The 21,078-nt window shown below is 57.3% G+C and carries 25 protein-coding genes; 12 read left to right on the forward strand and 13 right to left on the reverse strand.

All coding sequences use genetic code 11. The features are described from left to right. Positions 1–3: 3 nt before the first annotated feature. The 3 genes from ACQY4M_RS14195 to ACQY4M_RS14205 are packed head-to-tail and all read right to left on the reverse strand — an operon-like array spanning position 4 to position 2,317. Positions 4–738, reverse strand: a complete 735-nt coding sequence (locus ACQY4M_RS14195; RefSeq protein WP_428545342.1) for a lysophospholipid acyltransferase family protein — start codon at positions 736–738, stop codon at positions 4–6. Further along, on the reverse strand, positions 738–1,643 hold the full coding sequence (locus tag ACQY4M_RS14200; protein ID WP_428545345.1) for a cell division protein FtsX: 906 nt from the start codon (positions 1,641–1,643) through the stop codon (positions 738–740). Before ACQY4M_RS14200 ends, ACQY4M_RS14195 begins: the two co-directional genes overlap by 1 nt. Continuing rightward, positions 1,640–2,317, reverse strand: a complete 678-nt coding sequence (locus ACQY4M_RS14205; RefSeq protein ID WP_428545348.1) for a cell division ATP-binding protein FtsE — start codon at positions 2,315–2,317, stop codon at positions 1,640–1,642. Before ACQY4M_RS14205 ends, ACQY4M_RS14200 begins: the two co-directional genes overlap by 4 nt. Positions 2,318–2,518: 201 nt before the next feature. On the opposite strand from ACQY4M_RS14205, the gene ACQY4M_RS14210 reads away from it, so the two are divergent. After that, on the forward strand, positions 2,519–3,301 hold the full coding sequence (locus ACQY4M_RS14210; RefSeq protein WP_428545351.1) for a hypothetical protein: 783 nt from the start codon (positions 2,519–2,521) through the stop codon (positions 3,299–3,301). Positions 3,302–3,307: 6 nt separating this feature from the next. Here ACQY4M_RS14210 and ACQY4M_RS14215 read toward each other — a convergent pair whose 3' ends face one another. Genes ACQY4M_RS14215 through ACQY4M_RS14230 form a run of 4 tightly spaced genes read right to left on the reverse strand, consistent with a single transcriptional unit; the run spans position 3,308 to position 8,102 of the window. After that, entirely contained in the window at positions 3,308–5,890 is a 2,583-nt protein-coding gene (locus ACQY4M_RS14215) for a TIGR02302 family protein (protein WP_428545354.1), read from the reverse strand. Positions 5,891–5,916: 26 nt separating this feature from the next. Continuing rightward, complete coding sequence (gene lysA, locus ACQY4M_RS14220) at positions 5,917–7,182, reverse strand: diaminopimelate decarboxylase (protein ID WP_428545357.1); 1,266 nt, start codon at positions 7,180–7,182, stop codon at positions 5,917–5,919. Next, positions 7,182–7,499 (reverse strand): DUF2834 domain-containing protein, encoded by a 318-nt coding sequence (locus ACQY4M_RS14225; protein WP_428545360.1) that lies wholly within the window; start codon positions 7,497–7,499, stop codon positions 7,182–7,184. Before ACQY4M_RS14225 ends, lysA begins: the two co-directional genes overlap by 1 nt. Beyond that, positions 7,500–8,102: a TetR/AcrR family transcriptional regulator gene (locus tag ACQY4M_RS14230; protein WP_428545363.1), complete on the reverse strand. Its 603-nt coding sequence runs from the start codon at positions 8,100–8,102 to the stop codon at positions 7,500–7,502. 106 nt (positions 8,103–8,208) lie between these two features. Here ACQY4M_RS14230 and ACQY4M_RS14235 point away from each other — a divergent pair, with 106 nt between their 5' ends. The 3 genes from ACQY4M_RS14235 to ACQY4M_RS14245 are packed head-to-tail and all read left to right on the forward strand — an operon-like array spanning position 8,209 to position 9,373. Continuing rightward, on the forward strand, positions 8,209–8,649 hold the full coding sequence (locus ACQY4M_RS14235) for a hypothetical protein (RefSeq protein ID WP_428545366.1): 441 nt from the start codon (positions 8,209–8,211) through the stop codon (positions 8,647–8,649). Beyond that, positions 8,646–8,948, forward strand: a complete 303-nt coding sequence (locus ACQY4M_RS14240; RefSeq protein ID WP_428545369.1) for a DUF4336 domain-containing protein — start codon at positions 8,646–8,648, stop codon at positions 8,946–8,948. The genes ACQY4M_RS14235 and ACQY4M_RS14240 overlap by 4 nt, the downstream gene beginning before the upstream one ends. Continuing rightward, the gene (locus ACQY4M_RS14245; RefSeq protein ID WP_428545372.1) at positions 8,948–9,373 is read left to right on the forward strand and encodes a hypothetical protein; all 426 of its coding nucleotides are present in this window, start codon (positions 8,948–8,950) and stop codon (positions 9,371–9,373) included. The genes ACQY4M_RS14240 and ACQY4M_RS14245 overlap by 1 nt, the downstream gene beginning before the upstream one ends. On the opposite strand, the gene ACQY4M_RS14250 is transcribed toward ACQY4M_RS14245, so the two are convergent. Continuing rightward, positions 9,368–9,541 carry a hypothetical protein gene (locus tag ACQY4M_RS14250; protein WP_428545375.1) on the reverse strand — a complete coding sequence of 58 codons (174 nt, stop codon included), beginning with the start codon at positions 9,539–9,541 and terminating at the stop codon, positions 9,368–9,370. The two genes, ACQY4M_RS14245 and ACQY4M_RS14250, sit on opposite strands and share 6 nt — an antisense overlap. Continuing rightward, positions 9,538–10,944, reverse strand: a complete 1,407-nt coding sequence (gene argH / locus ACQY4M_RS14255; RefSeq protein ID WP_428545378.1) for an argininosuccinate lyase — start codon at positions 10,942–10,944, stop codon at positions 9,538–9,540. Before argH ends, ACQY4M_RS14250 begins: the two co-directional genes overlap by 4 nt. Positions 10,945–10,966: 22 nt before the next feature. Between argH and ACQY4M_RS14260 the strand changes: the two genes are divergently transcribed. Then, positions 10,967–11,584, forward strand: a complete 618-nt coding sequence (locus ACQY4M_RS14260; protein ID WP_428545381.1) for a TlpA disulfide reductase family protein — start codon at positions 10,967–10,969, stop codon at positions 11,582–11,584. On the opposite strand, the gene ACQY4M_RS14265 is transcribed toward ACQY4M_RS14260, so the two are convergent. Further along, positions 11,581–12,153, reverse strand: a complete 573-nt coding sequence (locus ACQY4M_RS14265) for a DNA-3-methyladenine glycosylase I (protein WP_428545384.1) — start codon at positions 12,151–12,153, stop codon at positions 11,581–11,583. The two genes, ACQY4M_RS14260 and ACQY4M_RS14265, sit on opposite strands and share 4 nt — an antisense overlap. Positions 12,154–12,281: 128 nt before the next feature. Between ACQY4M_RS14265 and ACQY4M_RS14270 the strand changes: the two genes are divergently transcribed. From ACQY4M_RS14270 to yddG, 5 genes are all read left to right on the forward strand, one after another. After that, complete coding sequence (locus ACQY4M_RS14270; protein ID WP_428545387.1) at positions 12,282–13,121, forward strand: EAL domain-containing protein; 840 nt, start codon at positions 12,282–12,284, stop codon at positions 13,119–13,121. Between the two features lie 115 nt (positions 13,122–13,236). Next, a complete protein-coding gene (locus tag ACQY4M_RS14275; RefSeq protein WP_428545390.1) occupies positions 13,237–14,415 on the forward strand; it encodes an acetyl-CoA C-acetyltransferase in 1,179 nt (392 codons plus the stop codon). A gap of 79 nt (positions 14,416–14,494) precedes the next feature. Further along, entirely contained in the window at positions 14,495–15,217 is a 723-nt protein-coding gene (locus ACQY4M_RS14280; protein ID WP_428545393.1) for a beta-ketoacyl-ACP reductase, read from the forward strand. Between the two features lie 283 nt (positions 15,218–15,500). Further along, positions 15,501–16,445 (forward strand): transcriptional regulator GcvA, encoded by a 945-nt coding sequence (gene gcvA, locus ACQY4M_RS14285; protein ID WP_428545396.1) that lies wholly within the window; start codon positions 15,501–15,503, stop codon positions 16,443–16,445. After that, the gene (gene yddG, locus ACQY4M_RS14290) at positions 16,442–17,347 is read left to right on the forward strand and encodes an aromatic amino acid exporter YddG (RefSeq protein WP_428545399.1); all 906 of its coding nucleotides are present in this window, start codon (positions 16,442–16,444) and stop codon (positions 17,345–17,347) included. Before gcvA ends, yddG begins: the two co-directional genes overlap by 4 nt. On the opposite strand, the gene ACQY4M_RS14295 is transcribed toward yddG, so the two are convergent. Beyond that, entirely contained in the window at positions 17,316–17,480 is a 165-nt protein-coding gene (locus ACQY4M_RS14295; protein ID WP_428545402.1) for a YdcH family protein, read from the reverse strand. The two genes, yddG and ACQY4M_RS14295, sit on opposite strands and share 32 nt — an antisense overlap. Positions 17,481–17,637: 157 nt before the next feature. Between ACQY4M_RS14295 and ACQY4M_RS14300 the strand changes: the two genes are divergently transcribed. Next, positions 17,638–18,864 carry an IS256 family transposase gene (locus ACQY4M_RS14300; protein WP_428539582.1) on the forward strand — a complete coding sequence of 409 codons (1,227 nt, stop codon included), beginning with the start codon at positions 17,638–17,640 and terminating at the stop codon, positions 18,862–18,864. 139 nt (positions 18,865–19,003) lie between these two features. On the opposite strand, the gene ACQY4M_RS14305 is transcribed toward ACQY4M_RS14300, so the two are convergent. Both ACQY4M_RS14305 and ACQY4M_RS14310 read right to left on the reverse strand, forming a co-directional pair. Next, the gene (locus ACQY4M_RS14305; protein ID WP_428545405.1) at positions 19,004–19,771 is read right to left on the reverse strand and encodes a tRNA1(Val) (adenine(37)-N6)-methyltransferase; all 768 of its coding nucleotides are present in this window, start codon (positions 19,769–19,771) and stop codon (positions 19,004–19,006) included. Continuing rightward, positions 19,771–19,992, reverse strand: a complete 222-nt coding sequence (locus tag ACQY4M_RS14310) for a DUF2007 domain-containing protein (RefSeq protein WP_428545408.1) — start codon at positions 19,990–19,992, stop codon at positions 19,771–19,773. The genes ACQY4M_RS14305 and ACQY4M_RS14310 overlap by 1 nt, the downstream gene beginning before the upstream one ends. A 53-nt stretch (positions 19,993–20,045) precedes the next feature. On the opposite strand from ACQY4M_RS14310, the gene ACQY4M_RS14315 reads away from it, so the two are divergent. Continuing rightward, positions 20,046–21,044, forward strand: a complete 999-nt coding sequence (locus tag ACQY4M_RS14315; RefSeq protein ID WP_428545411.1) for a polyprenyl synthetase family protein — start codon at positions 20,046–20,048, stop codon at positions 21,042–21,044. The last annotated feature ends 34 nt before the right edge of the window (positions 21,045–21,078 follow it).

A 21,078-nucleotide genomic window follows, 5' to 3' on the forward strand; every position in this document is an offset into this window, starting at 1 on the left:
GCGCTATCCTTTTGGCTGAAATCCTGCTTCGGCCATCAAACGGTCCGAGTTTCCTTCGATCACCTGTTCCAGTTCGGCCATGAATTCATCACGCGGTTTGCCTGCCTTGATGCGCGGCAGATATTCCAGCACCGCGACACCGGGTTTGCGATAAACCCCGCGTTTGGGCCAGAACACCCCGACGTTCGTCGCTGCCGGAACGCAATCCTGTCCGGTCTGTTCATACAGCAGACCCGTGCCGATCTTGTAAGGGGCCTTGACCCCCGGTGCGATGCGGGTGCCTTGCGGATAGATCACCAGCTGCCCTTTTGCGATTTTGCCGCTTTTTACATCCGCCATCATCTTGGAAATTGCCCGCCCGCGATCCCCGCGTTTGACGGGGACATTGCCCATTCGGGTGCCGAAAAAATGGAAAATCGGCATCATATGCAATTCGCGCTTGATGATAAAACGCGGGTTGGTGGCTGTGCTGACAATCAGGATCACATCCAGAAATGACTGGTGTTTTGAGGCAATCAGACATTCATCAGTCGGGATTTCCCCGCGCACCTCGGTCTTCAGACCCACCATCCAGCCCAGCGTCCAGCGGCAATAGTTGGCATAGGCCTTGATAAAGGCGAAAACGGCCTTGTAGGTGAAAAAGGCAAACGGCAGGTAAACCAGCGCCATAATCGGCATCATGATATACATCTGGATGCTGAACAGCAGGCTGCGTAGCCACTGGATTGCATATCTCATCAGGTTAGCTCCTTCAATCTGCGCAAAGCCGCCGTGCGGGTGGCCCAGAAAGCCACCAAAGCCGCCAAAGGCGGTATGACAAAGGGCAACAGCCAATGCCACCCCTGAAAGCCAAGCCCTGTCAGGAAACCACCCGCTTCCGAAGCACTGGGCAAGAAGGCAACCGCAACCATCCCCGCCACTACACCGATCAAGGCGCCGGACAATGCCCGCAAGGTAAAGCGGCGCACAAAGGCGCGGGCAATATAGGCGTCATGTGCGCCGACCAGACGCAAAACGCTGATCACTTGCGCATTCGCCGAAAGCGCCGCGTTGGCGGCCAGCGTTATCATCGCGCCCGTGGCCAAGGCAATCAGCAGGATTGACAACAACCCCAGAAACCGCAACCGGTCTGCCGCCTTGATCAGGGGTTTGCGCCATCGGGTATGGTCATCCAGCACCGCCCCCGGCGCTTCGGCAGACAGGCGCAGGCGCAGCCCGTCAGAATCATAGCCTGATGAATCCTCAATCACCTCGATCAATTGCGGCACCGGTAGGGTATCAATCGGCAGGTCGGGGCCGAACCATGGCTCCAGCAGTTTGCGCTGTTCTTCTGGTGAAAGCGCCTTGGCACTGGCAACGCCTGATGTGGTGCGCAATACCTTAAGGGCGGCCTGTGTCTGGGCGTCCATCTGCCCCGCCGGTGCCGATATTCGCACAGTTGACGACCGCGCCAGTTCGGACGCCCAGCGATCCGCCAAACGCCCTGTCGCCAGCGACAAAGCCAACGCGAAAACCGCAAGAAAAGCCATTGCAGCAGAGGTAAACAAAGTCAGCGTGGCCGTGTACCCGCTGGGCGGCACTACTTTGTCTGCCTGCCGGTCGCCTTTGACCAGCGCGATCAACTTCGGGACATTTAGTTTCACAAATCTGCCCCCGCCAGTTGCAACTGCCTGTTGCTGATCCGTAACACCCGCGCATTCACCTGCGACTTGGCCGTGCGGATCAAATTCAGATCATGGGTGGCAATCATAATGGTTTTGCCCATCTTGTTTAGCTCAACCAGTAACGATATCAAACGCTTGGACATTTCCCAGTCTACATTTCCCGTTGGCTCGTCCGCCAAAACCACATCCGGTGACATGATAACCGCACGGGCCAGCGCGGCACGCTGCCTTTCCCCGCCTGACAATTCCGCAGGTAATGCATCTGCCCGGTCCCCCAGACCAACCCATGATAACAGATCATCCAGATTGGCCTCTTCCGCGCTAGTATCACGCCCAGAAACCCTTAAAGGCAAGGCCACATTGGCCGAAATCGGCAAATGGTCCAGAAACCGGCAATCCTGATGCACCACCCCGATGCGCTGTCGGTTGCGGGCGATTTCATCGCGTCCCATTGTCGCAACATCCTGTCCGAAAACCTGCACCCGACCCGAAGTCGCAGCCAGTTCCATATAACACAATTTCAGAAATGTAGATTTCCCTGCGCCGGATGGCCCCGTCAGAAAATGGAACGATCCAGGGGCCAGTTTAAGCGAAATACCCGACAACAGCTCACCGCCGCCGTAATTATAGGCCACATTTTGTAGCTCGATCACATACTGCCCTTTCTTTACGAATTGGAGACAGTTGTGCATAAGAATGGAAAATGTTTCAATGGTAACAACGATCAAAAAGATTGATCTTCGCCAATCCATTGATACAACGTAATAGTTAACAGATTATCGAAAACTTAACTTGCAGTGAATGTGGGGACAAACATGCGGTTAATATGCCCAAATTGCGATGCGCAATACGAGGTGGACGATAGCGTCATCCCAAGTGAAGGGCGTGATGTTCAGTGCTCCAGCTGTGGCCATACATGGTTCCAGAAATCGGCAGCCCAGTTGGAGGCCGATGGCGAAACGCCCGTGGACGCCCCAAAACAGGATGCGGAGCAGGAAACAGACGCAACGCCGGAAACGACAGACGAGGTTGATACCGAAGCCGCTGAAACAAGCAAAACAACCGATGAATCCGGCAAGGATGCAAGCGAAGAACAACCGGCCCCCCGCAAGACTGATGAATCCGTTTTGGGCATCCTTCGGGAAGAAGCCGCACGAGAAGCCGCCGCAAGAGAGAAAGACGCCAAGGGCACGCAAGACCCCAAGCCAAAAGCCGGACTGGATCTGTCCAAAACCTCTAGCGATACCCCTCCCGATGTTTCCATAGCTTCCGCAAAGCCGCACCCTGATAGCCAGCCCGCAGAAAGCGGTAGCTCTGCCCATCGTGACCGGCTGCCAGATATTGATGAAATCAACTCGACTCTGCGCGCAGCTACAGATTCGCTTGACGAATCCGCCGAGGAGGACGAGGCACAGCCAAGTGGGCGGCGCGGTTTCAGGCTGGGCTTTTCTCTGGTTTTGATCCTGGCAACGCTGGGGTTGCTGGCCTATATATTTGCCCCCGATATTGTCCAAAGGTTCCCTGAAAGCGAACCCTATATGACAAACTATGTCGAACAGGTGAATAACTTGCGGGACTGGCTGGACCAGATGATGAAAGCTGCAACGGATAAAATGTCAGGGACCGCCAGCAACTAACCGGCCCTAATATTTGTCCAGCAGCCGTTTCAGATAGTCCAGCTCAATAGCCGGACGGTCTCTTTCGCCTGAACGGCGGCGCAATTCCTTCAGCAATTCCTGCGCGCGGCGGCGCACATCCCCGTTTAGCAACATATCGCCCTGAGTTGCGGAGGAGCCGCGGCCATTGCTGTCGCGCCCCAGCGGGTCACGTCCGTTGGCCTGATCGCGTGATTGCGCCTGCCCTTGCTGACTGCCGTCCTGTTGACGGTTTTGCGCCAGTGCATCGCCCAGATTGCGCATCCCTTCGCGCAGGGCTTCCAGTGCCTCGGCCTGATTGTCCAGTGCTTCGGCCATTTGACCGTCCCGCAGCGCTTGTTCAGCCCCGTCCATCGCACGACCGGCGCGTTCCAGCGCTTCTCGGGCGGCGTCGCCTTCGGGGGTGCCAGCCCCGGGCAGGCCATTTTCCTGACGACGCAATTCATCCCGCAAGGCCTGTTGACGGTCCGCAAGACTTTCGCCCTGCCCTTTGCCGCCGCCCTCTTGGCCGGTCTGGCCTTCGCCTCCACCTTGCCCTTGATCGCCTTGCCCTGTGTGGCTGCGCCCCTCGCCTTGCCCGCCGGATTCGCCACGGTTCTGACCGCTTTCACCGCGGTTAGCATTGGGGTTGAACTGTTCCTGCAAATCGCGGAATGCCTCGTCCGACAGCCCTTGCTGGTTGCGCAGGGTATCTTTCAGATCGTCCATCGACTGCTGGCCCGGGGTGCGCTCGCCCTGACCGTTCTGGTTTTCGGCCATTTGCAGGTTTTCCATCATCTCGTTCATGCGCTGCATCAGGTCGGCGGCTTCTTCCATCCGCCCTTCTTCCATCAGTTCCTGAATCCGGTCCATCAGGGCCTGCAATTCTTCCTGCGTAAACTCGAAGGTTTCGCCATTCTGTGCCTGCTGTTCACCCTGCTCGCCATTCTGGCGCTGCTGTTCGGCCAGTTGGCGCATGTAATCCTTGGTGGCGTCGCGCAATTCCTGCATCAGGTCTTCGATTTCCTCCTTGCTGGCACCGTTTTTCATCGCCTCGGCCAGCCGTTCCTGTGCGCGGTGCAGCCGTTCCTTGGCATCCGCCAATGACCCATCTTCAAAGATCAGCGCAATATCCCACAGCGCCGCCGCGATTTCGTCTTGCACTTCGGGCGTCATGCCAAAAGCAACTGCCGCCTCGAGTCGCCGGATTGCCACCCGCAACATCAGATAGGCGCTGTCATTGCGAACGAACCCTTCGGGCCGGTGCGTCACCGCCCGCAACACTTGTGCCACCCGCGTGCCATTATCTCGTGACCACAACAAATCACGGCGCTGTTCGATCACCGCGCGGGCCAAGGGTGCAAAAAAGCGGCGGCCGGGCATCAGCATATGCATGGTTTCGGATTGGCCGGTTTGGCCCAAGGCATCCTCAACCGTCAGGGTCAGTGTAACTGGCAAACCCGACCACGGATGTTCGGACAGGTCCTCCACCAGTTCTTCGGTGAATTCGGCGCGGCTGCCGGTGATAGGCAGCGGCAGATCAAGGACAACAGGGTCGCGTTCTTCGGGGTCAACGGCCAGCCCGTAGCGGCGTTCAACCGTTTCCATATCCAGCCGGAATTCCGCAGTGCCCCGCACCACGGCATAGTCGTCACTGGCAGCAAAGGGTTGCTTCATCACACCCCGCGCCTCGCGTTTCAATTCACCGTCAAAGCGTACCGAGGGCGGCAGATCGGGCAGCAGGGTGATCTGCCATTCGGCCCCGCCCTGCCCGTCAATCGCCAGCACTCCGTCCCGCGTTACGGTCATTTCCCGGGAAACAGCGGCGGTATCTTCTGTAGTTTCACCCGATACGGTTTCGCGCACAGTCAACGCCCCGATCTTGCCATACAGGCGCACCGTGATGCGCGACCCTTTGGGCACGCTTAAATCACCTTGCGGCAAATCGTTCAGATACAGGCTCGGCTTGCCGGTATAGGCGGGGGGCTCGACCCAGCCTTCCCAGCTTGGCCCGGCAGCCAAGGCCGTTCCGCCCGAACCTGTGGCGATATCTGCCACACTCTGCACACGGTTCAATGAGCCAAACAGTAGCGCCACCAGCAAGGCCAGCACCGCCACATAGCGCAGCGCATAGGGGTCTTTTGCGGAAACGCGCAGGTCGGCGGGGGCGGGTTTGGCCCCCTTGGCCCGCGCCGCCATCCGCGCGACATGGGCATTCCAGACCGCCTGTGAGGCCGCATCATCGGCACCGATTGCCTGCGTATCGGTCAGCGCCGTGATCGGGCGGCCGGGCAAGGTTGCATCCAGCCGCTCGCGCGCTTCAATTTCTGTTGGCCAATGAAACCGCCGCAGCCCGTAAACCAGCGTCCACACAGCCGCCAGCCCAAATACGGCCACCGTGGCCATCGCCAGTTTCGGCGGGGTGAAATCCTGCATTCCCAGCATCACCAGCGCAACCGCCAACATCAGCACAGCCCACAATGGCCAGAATGCTTTGGTTGCGCGTTCGGCAAACATACCCGCACGGGTCAGGCGCAGGGGCCATACCAACCCTTTCAGGGCATTGTCTTTTGAGGTGCGATTGTCGCTCATACCGATCCTTTATCGGCCCTGAAAGGTCAGAGCCATTCCGGTATGGTATCGCGGTTTATCATATCTTCCAAGGTCGGGCGGGGCCGGATGACAGCGAATTGATGCCCATCGACCAGAACTTCGGGGATCATCGGGCGGGAATTATATTCCGAAGCCATCACCGCGCCATAAGCACCGGCCGAACGAAACGCCACCAGATCACCGGCCTGTTGTGGCGTCAGGTTGCGTTGTTTGGCGAACGTATCACCGCTTTCACAAACAGGGCCAACGATGTCGTAGGGGGCTTGCTCCACCCCCGCTTCGGCCTCGGCCACCGGCACGATATCATGGTGTGCTTCGTACATCGCGGGGCGGATCAGATCATTCATGGCGGCGTCCACGATCAGGAACTGGCGATCCTCGCCCTGTTTCACATAGATGACTTCTGCCACCAGAATTCCGGCGTTGCCGGCGATAAGGCGGCCGGGTTCGATTTCGATCTCGCAGTCCAGATCACCCAGCACGTCCTTGACCATGGCGCCATATTCCATCGGCAAGGGCGGTGCGTCATTAGAGCGCTCGTAGGGGATACCCAGACCGCCGCCCAGATCAAGGCGGCGGATGTTGTGGCCTTCGGCACGCAATTGTTTTGTCAGGTCGGCCATCTTTTCGTAAGCGGCGCGGTAGGGGTCAAGCTGCGTCAGCTGACTGCCGATGTGAACGTCGATGCCGATCACATCCAGCCCCTTCATTGCGGCCGCTTGGGCATAAACCGTTGAAGCCCGCGAGATCGGGATGCCGAATTTGTTTTCCGATTTGCCAGTGGCAATCTTGGCATGGGTTTTGGCGTCAACATCGGGGTTTACCCGAATTGCAATCGGCGCGACCATATCCAGTGACAAGGCCACTTCGTTCAGGGCAATCATTTCAGGTTCGGATTCAACATTGAACTGCCGAATGCCGCCTTCCAGCGCCATGCGCATTTCATCCCGCGTTTTGCCAACGCCGGAAAACACGATACGCTCACTAGGCACACCAGCGGCCTTTGCGCGGGCATATTCCCCGCCCGAAACCACATCCATACCCGCGCCCATATCGGCCATCAGTTTCAACACAGCCTGATTGGAATTGGCTTTCATCGCATAGCAAACCAGATGGTCTGTCCCTTCCAGTGCCTCGTCAAACAGCCGAAAATGGCGGCGCAAAGTAGCAGCGGAATAGAGGTAGAACGGTGTCCCCACCTGTGCAGCGATTTCGGGGATTGCAACGTCTTCGGCATGAAGAATGCCGTTTTGATACAGAAAGTAGTCCATCAGTCGGTCGGCCCTGTGCGTAAGTATAGAAAAAGCGGCAAGCCGCAGGACACACCGATAAGGAAAGTTGCGGGAATGGCAAGCAGCGGAAGGCGGTTATTTCGCGGCAATGTGTCCGCCAGAACCCAGATCGTTAGCACAATGGCGGAAATCACCAGATCCCAGAACAGGCCCGTGGCCGCCGCGTTTTGCTGCCATGCGGTGATCAGCCCGCCGATGGACAGGCCGTTTTCCATGATCCACGGGGCAAGATAACTCATCGGTAATAGCGCCCCGAGGGTTGCCAGCAGCAAATATGTTATGCGCAGTTTAGACATTCACACTTCCCTGTTTTCCAGCCCGCGACGGATCATATCCAGCGTTGTTTCCATCATGGCACGGTATCGTGCATCCCCCAGTCCGAACATCGCCCGATGCGTCACCATCCCGTCGATCAGCGCGGCGATACTGCGCCCTGTTGCCTCTGGATCAATGTCGCTTCGCACCTCTCCCGTCCGGATCATATGTTCCAGTTGCTGCGTGTTATGCGCCCCGACACGCTCGAAAAAACCGGCAACTTCGGCGACCACCTCGTCCGAGCCGAAGCTGGGACCAAGCACTTCGAAAAACATCCTTGTCTCAACCCGTGTTTCTTCCGAGGCATCCAGCGCTATTCTTAATTGTGTCATGTAGCCATCAAGTGTCCGAACCTCGCGCTGGGGCATTATCTGTTGTTCGATCCCCTGAAAAATCCATTTTACCAGTGCCGTGGTCAGCTGATCCTTGCTTTTGAAATACAGATAAAGCGTGCCCTTGGCCAAACCTGCCGCTTTGGCGATGTCGCTCATCTTGGCGGCATGGAACCCTTGGGTGGCATAGCACTGCATCGCGGCTTCCATGATCCGCACCCGCATTGCATCTTTGTCAACAATCTTTGGCATGCCCCATGTTTAAAAAGGTTTCAGACGCAGAACAAGATATAAATGACTTGACGGTCATTTTAAATCCGCCTATTTATGACCCATCGGTCATTTATAGGATTCTAAAATGTCTTCTGCTTCGTATGACACCCATCAGCGCCAATCGGGATGGCCCGATGACACCCGTCCGTATTTTCGCCCTGCCGGCAAACTGTTGCTGGCCCTGGTGCTCACCTTCATCACCCTTGTGCCCGGCGGCCCGGTCGAAACCCGCGATTTTTCCGGCCTTGGCGGGCCGGTGTTCTGGGGCTTCAACGTGTTTCTGGTTTTGCTGGGAATTGGGGCAGTTGCCTCGGCCATCGGCCTGCTGCGTGACAGCAAAACGGCCGCCATCGGCGGAATCATTGCCGGTTGGGGATATACCTTTGTGGTCTTGCTTGATCTGGGGCATGTGTTTCCCGCCACCCCTGATCCGATCCCGTTATTGCTGGGATTAATCGAAATACTGGATGCGATTTTGGCGGCTTATGTCATTATGCTGTGCCATCGCGGATTGGGGCAAATATGACAAAGCCGTATGCCCCCCTGAACACCCTGAAACCTGTCGCCGATAATATCTGGATTGTCGATGGGCCGGCGATCAAATTCTATGGCGTCGGGTTTTCCACCCGCATGACCGTTGTGCGGCTGGAAAACGGTGATATCTGGCTGCACTCCCCCACCAAAATCTGCGACAGCCTGCGGGAAGAAGTGGCCGCCCTCGGCCCCGTCTGTCACCTGATTGCCCCCAACTGGATTCACTATGCCTATATCGCCGAATGGCAAAAATCCTTTCCCAAGGCCCGTGCCTATGCTGCCCCGGTGTGATGAAACGGGCCAGAAAACACGGGATGACCCTGCGCTTTGACGAGGATCTGACCCAGATCCCGCCCGCCGCATGGGCAGGCCAGATCGAACAGATGATTGTTGAAGGCAGCAAGATTCACCGCGAGGCGGTGTTCTTTCACAAGGCCTCGAAAACCCTGATCCTGACCGATCTGATTGAAAACTTTGAGCCGGACAAGCTGGGCTGGTTCCTGCGTATCCTGACCAAATGGGGCCGCATTCAAGACCCCGACGGCCAGATGCCGCGTGACATGCGCATGACCTTTTCAAAACATCGCGAGTTGCTGCGCACCGAGGTCGAAAAGATGATCGGCTGGGGGCCGGAACACATTATTCTGGCGCATGGGCGCTGGTATGACAAAAATGGTGTGGCGGAACTGAAACGGGCGTTTCGCTGGGTGTTATAGCCCGATACTGACGTTTATCGGCCCGACATGTGTGCCCACAGAAACCGAAGGATGCACCCCGCTGGGCGTCACCGCTACACCGGCATTCACAGACGGGCGCACCGGTTCACCATCCGCGCCACAGGCGGCCAGCACCGCCAAAGCGATCATTGCTAAAACTGCTCTCATTTCAACGCCTCTTTCCAGCGGGCGATCTGCTTGCGCACTTCGCTTGGGGCCGTGCCGCCGTAACTGGTTCGGCTGGCGACCGAATTGTGCACGCCCAGCACATCAAACACACCCGCGTTGATGTTTTTATGTACGCCTTGCATATCATCCAGCGACAGGTCGGGCAAATCACAGCCCTTGCCCTCGGCCAGCGCCACCAGCGTGCCGGTTACATGGTGCGCCTCGCGAAACGGCATCCCCAGTTCGCGCACCAGCCAGTCGGCCAGATCGGTAGCAGTGGAAAAGCCTGTGGCCGCCGCGCGCTCCAACTCTTCGACATTTGCGTTCATATCGCTGACCATGCCGGTCATCGCGGCCAGTGCCAGCATCAGGCTGTCGGCGGCATCAAACACCTGTTCCTTGTCTTCCTGCATGTCCTTGGAATAGGTCAGCGGCAGGCCCTTCATCACCGTGAACAGCCCGACCATCGCCCCCATAATTCGCCCGATCTTGGCACGGATCAGTTCCGCCGCATCGGGGTTTTTCTTTTGCGGCATGATGCTTGATCCGGTGGAAAACCGGTCCGACAATTGCACAAATCGAAACTGAGCCGAGGACCAGATCACCAATTCTTCTGAAAACCGCGACAGGTGCATTGCAGTTATCGAACATGCGGCCAGATACTCCAACGCAAAATCCCGATCCGCTACAGCGTCCAGCGAATTAGGGGCTGGCGCGTCAAAGCCCAGCGCCTGTGCCGTCATATGCCGGTCAATCGGAAAGGACGTGCCCGCCAGCGCCGCCGCGCCCAAGGGTGACAGGTTCATGCGTTTGCGTGCATCGGCAAAGCGGCTCATATCGCGGCCGAACATTTCCACATAGGCCATCATGTGATGGCCCCAAGTGACCGGCTGGGCCACTTGCAAATGGGTGAAACCGGGCATCACCCAATCCGCACCTGCCTCGGCCTGCGTTAACAGCGCCTTCATTAGTGCCTGCAATCCGGTGATCGCCGCATCTGTCTGGTCGCGCACCCACATGCGAAAATCCAGCGCCACCTGATCGTTGCGCGACCGGGCGGTGTGCAGCCGCCCCGCCGGCTCGCCAATCAGATCCTTCAGGCGGGATTCCACGTTCATATGGATATCCTCGAGCGCCGTTGAAAATTCAAACGTGCCGCTTTCGATCTCTGACAATACCGTGAGAAGCCCTTCCCTTATCGCCGCTGCATCCGTATCAGTGATGATACCCGTCGCCGCCAACATCGCGGCATGGGCACGCGAGCCTTCGATGTCCTGCTTGGCCATCCGCTGATCGAACCCGATCGAGGCATTGATCGCCTCCATGATCGCGTCCGGCCCTGCGGCAAACCGACCACCCCACATGGTGTTGGCTTTTGCGTTATCTTTGCTAGTTTCGGTCATCATCGGCACCCGGAGAATTGATATGCAGTTACGTTCAGCCATCCTATATGCGGCAATCGCTGCTGGTGCAATCTATGCGGTCAGCAATATTGAGGCCGTCAAAGGCGTGCTGGGCCTGCAACCGGCCCCTGAAGAGGTGACCCAAAGCACCGGCCTGAGCGGCCCGCACCCGCTGGCCGAAGGGCTGATGCTGAAACTGGCGTTCCATGAAACGGCCAAGCCTGCCATCACCACACCCTTTACCGATGCAGACGGCAAGGAACACACACTGGCCGAATACAAAGGCAAATATGTGCTGGTGAACATCTGGGCCACATGGTGCCCGCCGTGCCGCAAGGAAATGCCATCGCTGGACCGGCTCCAGAAACAAATGGGCAGCGATAATTTCAAAGTCGTCACCATCGCTACTGGCCGCAATACCGTTCCAGCAATCAAGAAATTCTTTGCCACCGCTGGTGTTACCAGCCTGCCGATCCTGCTGGACCCCAAACAAACGCTTGCCCACAGCATGGGCGTTCTGGGCCTGCCTGTTTCGGTGATCCTGAACCCCGAGGGTCAGGAAATCGCCCGACTGACCGGCGGTGCGGAATGGGATACCGACAGCACATTCGCCATCATCCAGTCGCTGATCAGCCCTTAACGGGCCAGCTTTGCCACTCTGTCATGGCAAGGGCAGCCGATCTCGTGGTCATTCACCATACCCACCGCCTGCATAAAAGCATAAACAATCGTCGGGCCGCAAAACCGGAATCCGGCCTTTTTCAAATCCTTCGATATCTGCACCGACAGGGGCGTTTGTGCCGGAACCTCGGCCATCGTTTCGTACCGGTTCTGGATCGGCTTGCCATCCACATAGTTCCACAGGAACGTATCAAACCCTTCGCGCTCCTCGATCGCTTGCCATGCTTTTGCATTCCCAATCGTCGCCTCGATCTTGCCGCGATGGCGTACGATGCCTGCATCCTGCAGTAACCTTTCCACATCCTCATCGCCCCATCCGGCAATCACATCAGGATCGAATCCCGCAAACGCCGTGCGAAAATTGTCGCGCTTCTTCAGGATGGTGATCCAGCTAAGGCCGGCCTGAAACCCGTCCAGTATCAGTTTCTCCCACAAGGCGCGGCTGTCATACTCGGGGACACCCCATTCATCATCATGATAGGAAATATAAATCTGCTGTTCTCCAGCCCATGCACATCTATTTCCCATATTTTTTCCTGTTTCCCATTAGTTACGTTACATTCATGCATTTTAGTACAATTAGAACAAAATGTGAATCTTTACTTGTTGTTAGGCGCTATGGCCCCATTGTGTCCCTGCACGTGACGGAGAATCAAATGCCTTCAAACACCAATCCTACAAATCCAGATACAGCGGCAAGACTGGACAACCCGCTGGATTTCGCCACGCGCGAGCGCGACAAGGATACCATCCAGATGGTTCGCGCTGCCTTGCAGCGCAAACAGGTGATGCTGGCCTATCAACCTGTCGTTAGTGCCGTTACCCCCAATACACCCGCGTTTTACGAAGGGTTGATCCGTGTGTTGGACGATACCGGCCGCATTATACCCGCTCGTGACTTTATTGAAGTGGTGGAAACCGATGAAATGGGGCGGGTACTGGATTGCCACGCTTTGGAACTGGGGCTTGAAGCATTGGCACAAGAACCCACATTACGCCTGTCCATAAATATGTCCGCCCGTTCAATCGGCTATCCAAGGTGGATGCAGATTTTGAATTATGGAATCTCTCAGGATGAGACCATCGCAGAACGGCTCATTCTGGAAATTACCGAATCCTCGGCCATGCTGATGCCCGACATCGTCACAGCCTTCATGCGCGATTTGCAAGCATTGGGTATTTCTTTTGCACTGGATGATTTCGGCGCGGGATATACGGCCTTTCGATTCATCAAGAATTTCTACTTTGATATCGTAAAAATTGATGGCCAGTTCATCCGCAACATTCAGGATGATACGGATAATCAGGTACTGACACAGGCACTGGTTTCAATTGCAGAACAGTTCGAAATGTTCACCGTCGCTGAATGTGTCGAAACCGCAGAAGATGCCGAATTTCTTCGGAAAATTGGTGTTTATTGCCTGCAAGGGTACCACTTCGGGGCTCCGACGATAACACCACCATGGCATGTCGCGGATCAGGAAAGACGCGCATAATTCAAATATACACACCTATTGCCGCATTGCATCAAATCTCCTAACACTGGGCACAACACGGGGGGCACGGCAGGTCTGGCCTCTAAAAAAAATTCCAGCAAAGAGGACAGTCAAAATGACAAATATCGTAATTGCATCCGCATCCCGAACCGCTGTAGGCAGTTTCCTTGGTTCCTTCGCCAATACACCCGCACATGATCTGGGCGCTACAGTTCTGGAAGCCATCGTCGAACGCGCGGGTATAGAAAAAGGCGAGGTTTCGGAAACCATCCTCGGGCAGGTTCTGACGGCGGGTCAGGGGCAAAACCCGGCCCGTCAGGCCCACATCAACGCCGGCCTGCCAATCGAATCCGCCGCCTGGGGCATCAATCAGGTTTGCGGTTCCGGCCTTCGGGCTGTGGCATTGGGCGCGCAGCAAATCAGGTTGGGTGACGCCGAAATTGTGGCCGCTGGCGGGCAGGAAAACATGTCGCTTTCCCCCCATGTCGCCAACCTGCGCAAAGGTCAGAAAATGGGGGACATGCAATATATCGACAGCATGATCCGCGACGGGTTGTGGGATGCCTTCAACGGCTACCATATGGGCCAGACCGCCGAAAATGTTGCCAACAAGTGGCAGATCAGCCGTGAAATGCAGGATGAATTCGCGGTCGCCAGCCAGAACAAGGCCGAAGCAGCGCAAAAAGCGGGCAAGTTCGCTGATGAAATCACACCTTTCACCGTGAAAACCCGCAAAGGCGAAACCGTGGTTGATTCGGATGAGTACATTCGCCACGGCGCCACAATGGAAGCAATGCAAAAACTGCGCCCCGCCTTTGTGCGTGAAAACGGTACTGTCACAGCCGCCAATGCCAGCGGCATCAACGATGGTGCAGCCGCCGTTTTGCTGATGTCCGCCGACAACGCCGATAAGCGCGGCATCACTCCGATGGCACGCATTGCGTCATACGCCACTGTCGGTGTTGACCCCTCGATTATGGGTGTTGGCCCGATCGGTGCCAGCCGCAAAGCCCTTGAAATTGCAGGCTGGAAACCCGAGGACCTCGATCTGGTCGAAGCGAACGAAGCCTTTGCCGCACAGGCCTGCGCCGTCAACAAAGACATGGGCTGGGATCCCGAAATCGTCAACGTCAACGGCGGCGCAATTGCCATCGGCCACCCCATCGGGGCCTCGGGCTGTCGCATCCTGAACACCCTGCTGTTTGAAATGGTCCGCCGCGACGCCAAAAAAGGTTTGGCAACTTTGTGCATCGGCGGCGGAATGGGTGTTGCGCTCTGCGTCGAACGCGGGTAAAGGAAATCCATCACGCAAGAATGTTGCGTGATGGATCAACCTAGCGCAACTTGATTGCGCGCCCGATTTGGAGACGAACATGACCAGAGTTGCCCTTGTTACTGGCGGCACGCGCGGAATCGGCGCCGCCATTTCCATTGCTTTGCAGGATGCCGGATACAAAGTCGCGGCCACATACGCGGGCAATGACGCTGCCGCCGCGACCTTCACCAAGGACACGGGAATCCCCACCTACAAATGGTCTGTGGCAGATTACGATGCCTGCGTCGCCGGTATCGCCCAGGTCGAATCCGATCTGGGTTCGGTGGAAATTCTGGTCAACAACGCCGGTATCACACGCGATGGCATGTTCCACAAAATGACCCGCGAGCAATGGCAAGAGGTGATGGACACCAACCTGAACGGTGTATTCAACATGACCCACCCGGTCTGGAACGGAATGCGTGATCGTAATTTCGGACGCGTGATCAACATCAGTTCGATCAACGGCCAAAAGGGGCAGATGGGGCAGGCGAATTATTCCGCCGCCAAGGCTGGCGACATCGGCTTTACCAAGGCTTTGGCGCAGGAAGGTGCGTTCAAAGGCATCACCGTGAACACCATCTGCCCGGGCTATATCGGCACTGAAATGGTTATGGCCGTGCCGGAAAAGGTGCGCGACAGCATCATCGCGCAAATCCCTGTGGGCCGCTTGGGCGAGGCCGACGAAATAGCCCGCTGCGTCACCTTTCTGGCCTCGGATGACTCCGGTTTCATCACCGGTTCAACCTTGACAGCCAATGGCGGGCAGTATCTGACTTAGGAACAGTCGGGGCAACGCTGCGCTGGCGCTGCCCCTTTTTCCAATGCCGTAACGACCTTTGGACGAGCGGCAGAGGAACCCTTGGAAATCACCCGTCAAAACGCGCGGCTGCGCTCTTTGCGACCTTTGGAAACCAGTTCCTTGATTTTCGGATCAGACGTGATCATCAGCATTGCAACCTCCTGACGGGATAGTTTCATTTAACTTGCTTTAATGTGACACCTCAAAAGAAACCTTACAAACGAGTCTTTTCAGAGCATCAGATAAGATTTACTTAACTGGTATGAGCACCCGCCTACCCCCGTTAACCGCCCTGCGCGCCTTTGAGGCTGCGGCACGCCACATGAGCTTTGCCGCAGCGGCGGATGAATTGAACGTCACCCCCGCCGCGCTGAGCTTTCAGATCAAATCGCTGGAAGAACATCTTGGCCAACCCGTGTTCCGCCGCCTGAACCGCGCTGTGGAACTAACCAAAGCAGGCCGCCTTTTGGCCCCTGCCACCAGCGAAGGCTTTGCCACATTGAACGCCGCGTGGAAAAATGTGCAGCGCTTAACAGATTCGCAGACGCTGACCATCACCGCCGGCCCGGCATTCACAGCCAAATGGCTAGCGCCCCGCATGTATGATTTCGCCCAAAGTCACCCCGACATCGAATTGCGCTTTGCCGCCACCCTGCGCCTGATCGATTTTGACCGTGACGAGGTGGATGTGGCGATCCGGTTTGGCGAAGGACCGGACGACGGGCTGTATAGCAAAGACATTATCTATGAGTGGATGACACCGATGATGTCGCCCGAAATGGCCAAAGTGATCCGCACGCCTAAGGATTTACGCAATGCCACCTTGCTGCATCAGGATGATTTCACCTTTATCAAACAGTCCTCGAATTGGAACACATGGTTTCATGAACAGGGTTTGGGGCCTCCGCCCGAAGGGGGGCCGCGGTTTTCACAATCCGACCACGCCAATGATGCAGCCATCGCCGGAACTGGCGTGGTACTGGGTCGCTATTCGCTGACCGAACGGGCGTTACGGGATAACCAGTTGGTCGCGCCCTTCCCGCTGGCCATCGCGGTGACTGCGCGCTACCGTATCGTTTGCCCTGAAGGGGCCGAGAACCGGCCGCACATCAAAGCCTTTATCGAATGGGTTTTGAAAGAGGTCGCCGCCATGCACAAATGCCGCGAACCCCGCCGGTTTGTCGACCAAAAGGATATCAAACTATGACCCGGACCCGCGCCACCCAAATCGGATTTATCGCGGTGCTGCTGTGGTCTCTGCTGGCATTGCTGACTGTCGGCACCGCCCCCGTGCCACCCTTCCAGCTGACCGCGATTTGCTTCGCTATTGGTGGCACAATCGGGTTGATCTGGAATGCGGCCTCCGGCGGGTTGAGCCGCCTACGCCGGATCAACTGGCGCGTTTACGCTTTTGGCACGGCGGGGCTGTTTGGTTATCACTTCCTGTATTTTTCCGCCCTGCGCTTGGCACCTGCTGCCGAGGCCGGTCTGATCGCCTATCTATGGCCGCTGTTGATCGTGCTGTTTTCAGGCTTGTTGCCGGGGGAACATTTGCACAAGAACCACATTATCGGAGCGATCATCAGCTTTGCCGGGGCGGCGTTGATCGTTCTGAATGGTGGCGAAGGGTTTCAGGCCGATGCCTTCACCGGCTACGGGCTGGCCCTGCTTTGCGCCCTGACGTGGGCCGGTTATTCGGTATTGTCACGCCGTCTGGGCGACATCCCGACCAATAGCGTTGCCATCTTTTGCCTGTTGACCGCCGCCCTGTCCACGCTGGCGCATCTGGCGCTGGAAACCACTGTCTGGCCTGCCACCACGCTGGGATGGGGCGCAATCGTGGCGCTTGGCATCGGCCCTGTCGGGCTGGCATTTTACGTCTGGGACATCGGCGTCAAGCAAGGCAACATCCAGTTACTGGGCGTCGTATCCTATGCGGCCCCGTTGCTGTCAACGCTGGTGCTGGTGATTGCGGGTATAGCAAAACCCACTTGGGCGCTGCTGTTGGCAGCCCTTTTGATCACTTTCGGTGCAGCCTTGGCGGCGCGCGCCAAAGCCACGGTGTCAGACAATCCTGCTACGAGGAGAGACGCGAAAACTCTTCCTTAAGTCGCAGTTTCTGTTTCTTGAGATCGACGATATACAGGGCGTCTGTGCCCGGGTTGCGCTGTTCCTGCTCAACCATTTCCGAGAGATTTTGATGTTTTTTGCGGAGTTCGTTTAGGTGTGAACTCATGGTCATAAGTCGTTCTCCCTTGTTTTGTTTTTACACATATACAGTCCATCATAGATGTGGCTGCGGTAGTGTCGCGAGTTTGGTGGAAATTCGAGGACGGCGTAATCTCCGGGTGCATCGAAGCCACCCAACCGGCGGCTGGAACCGCCAAGGAGATCACGCCATGACAAAGAATACAGCAACATCGACATCCGCGCTACTGGCCAATGAAGCAGGCTATGACCCGATTGAAGACCGGCTGCGCCAGAACATCCGCGCGACGATCGAGGCGGTTTTCGAAGAGGAGCTGGAGCAGTTTCTGGGCCGTTGCCGGTATGGCCGCAGCGGCGGGGCAAAGGCCGGATACCGCCACGGGCATCGCGAGCGGCAACTGGTCGGAACATTTGGAACCGAAACGGTGCGCGTGCCGCGTGCGCGGATCACAGGCGAGGCCGGCAAGGCCAGAGAATGGCGCTCGAAGGCATTGCCCCGCTACCAGCGGCTGACGAAGAAGGCCGAGGCGCTGATCGCTGCTGTCTACCTTTCGGGCACCAACACACGGCGGGTAAAACGCGCCCTGTTCGGCCTGTTTCAGGGGGCGGTCAGCAAGGATGTGGTGAGCCGCGCCTGGCGCAAGGTGAAGGTGGACTGGCAGGCGTGGTGCGCCCGCAGCCTTGCGGATGAAGACATCGTGCGGCTGATCCTGGACGGCACCGTGATCAAAACGCGGATTGACAGGAAGGCCACCAATATCTCGGTTCTGGCCGCGATTGGCGTGCGCCGGGATGGGCAGAAGGTCTTGTTATCACTGATGAACATGGGCGGCGAAAGCACCTCCGCCTGGCGTCAGTTCATCAACGATCTGGATGCGCGCGGGTTGAAACGGCCCGAATTTGTCATCGTGGACGGGGCACCGGGACTTGAGGTCGCTCTCATTGCCCTCTGGGGTGAAGATCTGCCGATCCAGAGGTGCACGGTGCACAAGCACCGCAACCTTCTGGCCAAGGCACCCAAGCGTATGCATGATGAGTTGACAGAAGATTACCGCGACATGATCTACGCCAAAACACCCGAGGAAATCGCCACCCGCCGCAAGGCATTTCTGCGAAAATGGCGGCTGAAATGCAAGGCCGTCGCTGACAGCTTGGAAGAAGCAGGAGATAAGCTTTTCACCTTCACGCGTCTGCCACAAGGCCAGTGGAAATCGGCCAGAACGACAAATGCGATCGAACGCCTGAACGAGGAATTCCGCCGCCGCATCAAGACCCAGACCGTGCTGCCATGCGCCGAGACCGTGCCGATGCTGCTTTGGGCTCTGATGGCCTCGGGGCAGATCGTCATGCGAAAGGTCGATGGCTGGGAAACGCTCGCTCAGCCCGTCGCCGACGCAACCCTTGACCAAGCCGCCTGACCGGCGCATAACTCAACCCGCTCGGAGGTGCCTGAAATCAATTTCCACCACTTTCGAGACACAACCGTGGCTGCATGTCACGAAAACAAGAACACCCCCACCCGTATCCCTAGAAAACATTGGAAAACTTTATATTCCCTTAACGCGATTCTAACACCAAAGCGTCCCCGTTGCGCAAAACCGCGCGAATTTCCGGGGTGTAACTTTCCCTGTCACCATCATGTACCGCCCCTTCGTGCATCACCGCAGGGGCCAATAACCGGAACGCAGCGCGCCCGCCTTTTCGGGCTTGCAAAATCACCAGATGTGCAGGGCGGCCAACGCGCGGAGCCAGGGGCAGAACCCGAATACTGCCCAGCCGGTCATCCAGCGCCCCCAGCAGCGCAGGCAGGCGCTCGGCATCCTGAATAACAGTCAGGTGCCCCTTTGGTTTCAACCGCCGCGTTGCCGCGTCAATCCAGTCAGCCAGCGGCGTTGCCTCGCCCAGTGCGGTTTCGCGACCAGCATCTGTGGCCGCTGTGCCGCAATTCCGCAGATAATAAGGCGGGTTGGCAATCACATGGTCATAATTACATTGTAATACTGCATCCGGCAGGGCACGCAGGTTGGCGCACTGCACCGCCATCTTATGCCCGTTTTCACCCGCGTTACGCTGCGCCAATTCGGCATAGTCCGGCTGCACCTCGACCCCCGTCAGATCCAGCCCCGAAACCCTCGCCGACAGGCACAGGCTGGCCACACCCACGCCACAGCCCAGTTCCAATACGCTGTCCCCGGCGATTGCCGGAACCGTGGCCGCCAAAAGTACCGGATCAACGCCCGCGTGATAGCCTGTTTTAGGCTGCCATATGTGCAACTTCCCGTCCAGAAACCGGTCATGGGTCAGGTCGGTTTCAGCAAACCCCATCAGCCGCGCCCCTCGCATTCAATCCCGTTGTCCCGCATGATCGCCCGTGCCTGAAACAGATCGGCCTGCCGCACCATCAGGCGGCGCGGCAATATGCCAATGCCCCCTTCCAGCACGCTCATATTTACGTCCATTTCAAAGCAGTCTATACCCTCGCCATCAAGAAGGGCCTTGGCAAAGGCAATGGCGGTGATGTCATTGGTACGCAAAAGTTCTTTCATATAGCGACATAAGGGCAAATCTGCGGGTTTGTCGAGTAACGGACAAGAGAGTTATGGGCCTGGACCACGCAGCAGACAAACCGCATGAACGCCTAAGCGCGCATCTGGCCGCAGAAATGGCGCAGGTGAATGACCTGATCTGCACCCGCATGGCCTCGGAACACGCCCCGCGTATCCCCGAAGTCACAGCGCATCTGGTCGAGGCCGGCGGCAAACGCCTGCGCCCGATGCTGACACTGGCGGCGGCAAAATTGTGTGGCTACGATGGCCCCTTTCACATCCATCTGGCCGCCACGGTCGAATTCATCCACACCGCCACCCTGCTGCACGATGATGTAGTGGACGAAAGCAACCAGCGGCGCGGACGGCCCACCGCCAACCTGCTGTGGGATAACAAATCCAGCGTGCTGGTAGGCGATTACCTGTTTTCGCGCAGTTTCCAGTTGATGGTGGAAACCGGATCATTGACGGTTCTGGATATCCTTGCCAATGCCTCGGCCACCATTGCCGAAGGCGAGGTGCTGCAACTGACCGCTGCCCAGGATCTGGCCACCTCGGAAGATGTTTACCTGCAGGTGGTGCGCGGCAAAACGGCAGCGCTGTTTTCGGCGGCCTGCAAGGTGGGCGGGGTGATTGCAGGCGCGGATGAAACCGTGACAGCGGCGCTTTATGCTTATGGTGACGCACTGGGGATCAGCTTCCAGATTGTTGACGACCTGCTGGATTTCGCAGGTACTGAGGCAATTGGAAAGAACATCGGCGACGATTTCCGCGAACGCAAACTAACGCTGCCGCTGATCAAGGCGATAGCCAAAGCAGATGCCGAGGAACGGGCATTCTGGGTGCGCACGATTGAAAAGGGCAAACAGCAAGAGGGTGATCTGGAATTTGCGCTTAAACTGCTGCACAAACACGGCGCGCTGGATGATACACGCGATGTGGCACTGGAATGGGCCGAGAAGGCCAAGGCGGCGCTGGATAAACTACCGGATGACCCGATCCGCGGCATGCTGCGCGATATTGCCGATTATGTGGTTGCGCGGGTAAATTAAGGACGGCCAAGGGTTTTCCAAAAAACCTTGCGAA

It is taken from the genome of Profundibacter sp., assembly GCF_965277155.1.
Taxonomy (GTDB): Bacteria; Pseudomonadota; Alphaproteobacteria; order Rhodobacterales; family Rhodobacteraceae; genus Profundibacter.